The organism is Nonomuraea ceibae (genome assembly GCF_019396325.1).
Classification (GTDB): Bacteria; Actinomycetota; Actinomycetes; order Streptosporangiales; family Streptosporangiaceae; genus Nonomuraea; species Nonomuraea ceibae.
This window is the reverse complement of the sequence record NZ_JAHKRO010000219.1, coordinates 1-5846: the sequence shown is the minus strand read 5'-3', so window position 1 is coordinate 5846 and position 5846 is coordinate 1. Positions and strand designations below refer to the sequence as shown.

General features: G+C 69.8%; 7 protein-coding genes. 2 read left to right on the top strand and 5 right to left on the bottom strand.

What is annotated here, in order from left to right; all coding sequences use genetic code 11:
- Positions 1-863, top strand: an 863-nt coding sequence (locus tag KME80_RS49280; protein ID WP_219519823.1) for a serine hydrolase, incomplete at its 5' end; no start/stop codon positions are given.
- Here the strand turns inward: KME80_RS49280 and KME80_RS49275 are convergent.
- From KME80_RS49275 to pstS, 5 genes are read right to left on the bottom strand one after another with little or no spacing between them, the layout of a single operon-like run.
- Entirely contained in the window at positions 832-1530 is a 699-nt protein-coding gene (locus KME80_RS49275; RefSeq protein ID WP_308126269.1) for a response regulator transcription factor, read from the bottom strand. The two genes, KME80_RS49280 and KME80_RS49275, sit on opposite strands and share 32 nt — an antisense overlap.
- A 23-nt stretch (positions 1531-1553) precedes the next feature.
- Complete coding sequence (pstB, locus tag KME80_RS49270; protein WP_219519817.1) at positions 1554-2330, bottom strand: phosphate ABC transporter ATP-binding protein PstB; 777 nt, start codon at positions 2328-2330, stop codon at positions 1554-1556.
- 15 nt (positions 2331-2345) lie between these two features.
- Positions 2346-3221, bottom strand: a complete 876-nt coding sequence (gene pstA / locus KME80_RS49265) for a phosphate ABC transporter permease PstA (protein ID WP_219519814.1) — start codon at positions 3219-3221, stop codon at positions 2346-2348.
- Positions 3218-4198 (bottom strand): phosphate ABC transporter permease subunit PstC, encoded by a 981-nt coding sequence (gene pstC, locus KME80_RS49260; protein ID WP_219519810.1) that lies wholly within the window; start codon positions 4196-4198, stop codon positions 3218-3220. Before pstC ends, pstA begins: the two co-directional genes overlap by 4 nt.
- Before the next feature lie 6 nt (positions 4199-4204).
- The gene (pstS, locus tag KME80_RS49255) at positions 4205-5311 is read right to left on the bottom strand and encodes a phosphate ABC transporter substrate-binding protein PstS (RefSeq protein WP_219519807.1); all 1107 of its coding nucleotides are present in this window, start codon (positions 5309-5311) and stop codon (positions 4205-4207) included.
- 171 nt (positions 5312-5482) lie between these two features.
- Between pstS and KME80_RS49250 the strand changes: the two genes are divergently transcribed.
- A partial coding sequence (locus KME80_RS49250) for a low molecular weight protein-tyrosine-phosphatase (protein WP_246647136.1) occupies positions 5483-5846 on the top strand: 364 nt, incomplete at its 3' end.

Genomic DNA, 5846 nt, shown 5'->3' with positions numbered 1-5846 from the left:
CCGCCGCGGCGCCCCGGCAGGGCGTGACTCGCGCGGTGACGGGCCCCGGGCGGGCCGCCGAGACGCTCGGGCCGCCGGTCCCCGCGCCCGGCGGCAGGCGGGCGGCCCGTCGCAAGGCGCCGCGCGTCGACGCCAAGCGCGTCACCGCCCTGCTGGACCGCTTCCTGGCCGGCCGGCCGGGGCCCGTCACCGCGATGGTCAAGGACCTGACCACCGGGAGGCAGTATCGCTATCACCGCGGCGAGCGGCTCATCACCGCCAGCACCGCCAAGGTCCAGATCCTCGCCGCGCTGCTGCTGCGTACCGCGTGGAAGAAGCTTCCCGCGCAGGTCAGGCGGGACGCCGACCTGATGATCCGCTACAGCGACAACCACGCCGCCGACCGGCTGTGGCTGCGCATCGGCGGCGCGCCCGGTTTCACCCGGGCGGGACGGAAGCTCGGCCTGCGCCACACGGCGGGCGTGCCCGGCTCGTGCGTCGACCTCTACTGCTGGGGCATCACGCGGACGTCGGCCGAGGACCAGGTCCGGCTCCTGCGGGCGCTCATCGCGGAGCGCAGTGCGCTGCCCGCCGCGGACCGCGGACAGGTGCTCAGGCTCATGGGCGGCGTGGTCGACGGGCAGAACTGGGGCATCAGCGCCGCCAGGTGCCGGGGCGACCGCGTGGCGCTGAAGAACGGCTGGCTGAAGCGCGTCTCGACCAAGCGCTGGGCCGTCGTCAGCGCCGGCCTGCTGCGCGCCCGCGGCCACGACTACGCGATCGCGGTGCTCACCGAGGGCAGCCCGGAGGCCGGTTACGGGATCGCGACCGTCGAAGGGGTGACCACGCGGATCATGCGGTCGTTCCGGAAGTGCCGGGCGTGACCAGCCGGTAGCCGACGCCGCGCACGGTCTGGATGAGCCGGTCGTCGTCGTCGCCCAGCCGCGCCCGCAGCCGCTTGACGTGCACCGCGATCGTGTTGGTCGACGTGCTGGCCGCCGCGTGCCACACGTGGCGCATGATCTGCTCGCGGGTGACCGTCCGGTCCGCGTTGCGCATCAGATAGTGCAGCAGCTCGAACTCGCGCAACGGCAGATGCACGATCCGCCCGTCGACCCGTACCTGATAGGCGTGCACGTCCAGCTCCACGCCGCCGACGGCGAGCACCTTGCGCGCCTCCGGGGACGCGGCGTGGATGAACGGCAGCAGCTCCGGCACCCGGTACGGGCGGGCCACGCACGCGGCGGCGCCGGCGGCGAGCGCGCGCACCGCCTGCTCGGCGTGCCCCTCACCGACGCCGAGAAGGACGGGCACGACCCGGGAGCGCCGTACCGCCTGGACGAAGTCGACCGCGTCGATCACCGGGAGGGTCGCCGAGACCAGCACCACGTCCGGCTGCAGCGCGCCTGCCTGGAGCAGCCCCTGGGCGCCGTCGGGGGCGCCCGTGACCGCTACGCCCTCGCGTTCGAGGGCGGCGGCGACATCCTGCACGACCTCGGCATCGGGGTCGGCGATGAGGAGTACGGGTTTCGTCCGCGTATCCCCGTTCACCGTGCTTGCCGCCTGGTCGATCATCAGCCGAAGCGCCCGGTGATGTAGTCCTCGGTGGCCTTTTCGGAGGGGTTGGTGAACATGCGGGAGGTCTCGTCCATCTCGATGACCTTGCCGGGCTTGCCCTGCTCGGCCAGGTTGAAGAACGCGGTGCGGTCGCTCACCCGGGCGGCCTGCTGCATGTTGTGGGTGACGATGACGATCGTGTAGTCGTCCTTGAGCTTGGCCATCAGGTCCTCGATCGCCAGCGTGGAGATCGGGTCGAGGGCCGAGCAGGGCTCGTCCATGAGCAGCACCTGCGGCTTGACCGCGATCGCGCGGGCGATGCACAGCCGCTGCTGCTGACCGCCGGACAGGCCGGCGCCGGGCTTGCTGAGCCGGTCCTTGACCTCGTTCCAGAGGTTGGCGCCCTTGAGCGACTCCTCGACCACGCCGTCCATCTCGGACTTGGAGACGCGGCCGTTGAGGCGCAGGCCGGCGGCCACGTTCTCGTAGATGGACATGGTGGGGAACGGGTTGGGCCGCTGGAAGACCATGCCGATCATGCGGCGCACCGAGACGGGCTCGACCGTGGGGGCGTAGAGGTCCTCGCCGTCGAGCAGCACCTTGCCCTCGACTCGCGCGCCCGGGATGACCTCGTGCATGCGGTTGAGGGTGCGCAGGAACGTCGACTTGCCGCACCCGGACGGGCCGATGAAGGCCGTGATCGAGCGCGGCTCGATGGTCATCGAGACATCCTCGATGGCCTTGTGCCCGCCGTAGTAGGCGTCGAGTCCGGAGACCTGGATTTGCTTGGACATGTCGCGGAGTTCCCCCTATCGGCCCCTGGCGGGCGAGCGCCACCAGGCGATCAGGCGCGCCACCAGGTTGAACAGCATGACGATCAGAATGAGCGTGAGGGCTCCGGTCCAGGCCCGGTCGATGGCGGTGTCGTTGGGACGCGCCGCCTGGTCGAACACGAAGAGGGGGAGCCCCATCTGCGGCCCGCTGAACGGGTCGTTGTTGATGGAGTCGGTGAAGAAGACGGTCAGCAGCAGCGGCGCGGTCTCGCCGGCCACCCGGGCCACGGCCAGCATGACGCCGGTGATGATGCCGGTGAGCGCCGTCGGCAGCACGACCTTGACGATCGTGCGCCACTTGGGCACGCCCAGCGCGTACGAGGCCTCGCGCAGGTCGCCCGGCACCAGTCGGAGCATCTCCTCGGCCGACCGCACCACGGTCGGCATCATCAGGATCGACAGCGCCATCGCGCCCGCGAAACCCGAGTAGGGCATGCCCAGGAACAGGATCCAGAATGCCAGCACGAACAGACCGGCGACCACCGAGGGGATGCCGGTCATGACGTCGACGAAGAAGCTGATGGCCCGGCTGAGCCGGCCGCCGTTGCCGTACTCCACCAGGTAGATGGCGGTCAGCAGGCCGATCGGGACCGAGATCACCGAGGCCAGCAGAACCTGTTCCAGGGTGCCGATGATGGCGTGGTAGGCGCCGCCGCCCGCGTCGCGTGCGCCGATGTTGCGCATCGAGTGGGTGAGGAACTCCATGTCGAAGCGCGCCAGGCCGTTGGAGATCACCAGCCAGAGCACGGAGACGAGCGGCACCACGGCCAGCGCGAACGCCAGATAGACCAGGCCCTGGACGATGCGGTCCTTGACCCGGCGGCCGGTCGAGATGTGCTGGATGGTGGTCATGTGCCGGCCTTCATGAACTCTTTGCGTCGGTTGATGATCATGCGAGCAGCCATGTTGACGAGCAGGGTGATGACGAACAGCACGAGACCGGAGGCGATCAGCGCGCCCCGGCCGATGTCGCCCGCCTCGCCGAAGCCGTTGGCGATGTTGGCGGCGATGCTGTTGCCCTGCGGGGTGAGGATCTGGAAGCTGATGCCGAACGTCGCCGGGAAGATCAGCGCCACCGCGATCGTCTCGCCCATCGCGCGGCCCAGGCCGAGCATCGCGGCGCTGATCACGCCGGGACGGCCGAACGGCAGCACGGCCATCCGGATCATCTCCCAGCGGGTGGCGCCGAGGGCGAGCGCGGCCTCCTCGTTCATCTTGGGAGCCTGGAGGAAGACCTCGCGGGAGATGGCCGCGATGATCGGCAGGATCATGATCGCCAGGACGATGCCGCCCGCGAGCATGGTCTTGCCGCCGATCGCACCGTCACCGGCGAACAGCGGGAACCAGCCGAACGTGGCGTTCAGCCACTCCGACGGCGTCTTTAGCAGCGGCACCAGGAACGCCACGCCCCACAGGCCGTAGATCACACTCGGCACCGCGGCCAGCAGGTCGATCAGGTAGCCCAGGCCCGCCGCCAGCTTGCGCGGCGCGTAGTGGGAGATGAACAGCGCGACGCCCACCGCGACCGGCGTGGCGATGACCAGCGCGATCGCCGAGCTGAGCACGGTGCCGAACGCGAGCGCGCCGATGCCGAACACCAGGCTGCCGTTGGGGTCCCAGGTCAGCTCCGTGAAGAAGTTGGCCTTGTTGGCGGACAGCGCGGGGATCGCCTCGGCGACGAGGAAGACCGCGATGGCCGCCATGATGCCCAGCAGGACGATGCCCGAACCGGTGGACAGCCAGCGGAACAGGCCCTCACTGGAGGTGCGCCGCGGGGCGGGCCGGCTCGTGGCCGGTCCGCCCTCGCGAATTTCGACTTTGGTCGTCATCGGTGACTAGGAGATGGCCTCGACGGCGGAGCGGACCTTGACCAGCAGGTCGCCCGACAGCGGGGCGTAGCCCAGGTCGGTCAGCGCCTTCTGGCCCGCGTCGCTGGCGGTGTAGGTCAGGAAGGCCTTGACCAGCTTGGCGTCCTCGGCGGGCAGACCCTTCTCGCAGGTGATCTCGTACGTGACCAGGACGATCGGGTAGGCGCCCGGCGTCTTGGTGGCGTAGTCGATCGAGAGCTTGAGGTCGTTGCCGGTGCCGGTGATCTCGGCGGTCTCGACCGTCTTGGCCGCGCTCTCCGGGGTCAGCTCGACGAACTCGCCGCTGCCGTTGGCCACCTTGGCCTTCTGGAGCTCGGAGTTCTCGGCGTAGGAGAGCTCGACGTAACCGATCGCGCCCTCGGTGCCCTTGACGCTGGCGGCGACCTGGTCGGAGCCCTTGGCGCCCTGGCCCTTGGCCTCGGCCGGCCACGCCTTGCCCGGCTCGTACGGCCAGTCGGAGGTGGCCTTGAGGAACTTGGTGAAGTTGTCGCTGGTGCCCGACTCGTCCGAGCGGTGGAACGCCTGGATCGGGGTCGAGGGAAGCTGCGCCTCGGGGTTCTCGGCCTTGATGGCCGGGTCGTCCCACTTGGTGATCTTGCTGTTGAAGATGCCGGCGAGCGTCTTCGGCGACAGCTGCACGCCCTCGACGCCGGGCAGGTTGTAGACCACCGCGACCGGGCCGGTCACCATCGGGATGTTGATGGCCTTGCCGGTCTTGCAGCGCGCGTCGGCCTGGGCGGGCTCGTCCTCCTTCAGCGCCGAGTCGGAACCCGCGAACGCCACCGTGCCGGCGATGAACGCCTGGATGCCGGCGCCCGAACCGCTGGGCTGGTAGTTGACGCTGACCCCGGAGTTGGCGCCCTGGAAGTCCTTCTTCCACTGGTCGATCGCGTTGGCCTGGGCCGAGGAGCCGGCGGCGTTGATCGATCCGCTCAGGCTGCTGTCACCGCTCGCGGCGGAGGTGGCGGCGGCCGAGCTGGTGCTGCCAGCCGGCGAGTTGTTATCTGTGCCGCACGCAGCGAGCGAGAGCGCGCCGACGACGGCGACGGCGGCGAGCCGGCCTGCATACTTCACGATGGGTTCCTCTCCCACTTCGATCCTTAGACGTCCACGAAGCTATGCAGCCAAGGTGACTCGATCCCCTAACGAGGGTGAACGGACGGTGAACACCTCATGATTGAAGACATGACCTCACTGACGTACCGCGTATGTGTCGTATGCATGGGAAACATTTGCCGCTCGCCGATGGCCGAGACGGTTCTCCGCAAGGTCGTGGCCGACCGCGGCCTGGGCGACCGGGTGATCGTGGAGAGCGCCAGCACCGGCGGCTGGCACGCCGGCGGGCCGATGGACGAGCGGGCCCTGCGCGTCCTGGCCGAGCACGGCTACGACGGCGCCGACCACAGCGCCCGGCAGTTCACCCGTGACTGGTTCGACCGATATGACCTGGTCCTTGCCATGGACCGCGACAACCAGGCGTTCCTGCGCCGGATGGCGCCCGCCGGGGTGGAGGTGCGGCTGTTCCGCTCCTTCGACCCGGCGGCCCCCGACGGCGCCGAGGTCCCCGACCCCTACTACGGCGGCGACGAGGGCTTCGTGGAAGTCCTCG

Bases quoted from the DNA above. Each gene is read 5' to 3' on its own strand.
- pstB (WP_219519817.1), bottom strand. From the start codon at position 2,330: ATGTCCAAGCAAATCCAGGTCTCCGGACTCGACGCCTACTACGGCGGG.
- pstC (WP_219519810.1), bottom strand. From the start codon at position 4,198: ATGACGACCAAAGTCGAAATTCGCGAGGGCGGACCGGCCACGAGCCGG.
- pstA (WP_219519814.1), bottom strand. From the start codon at position 3,221: ATGACCACCATCCAGCACATCTCGACCGGCCGCCGGGTCAAGGACCGC.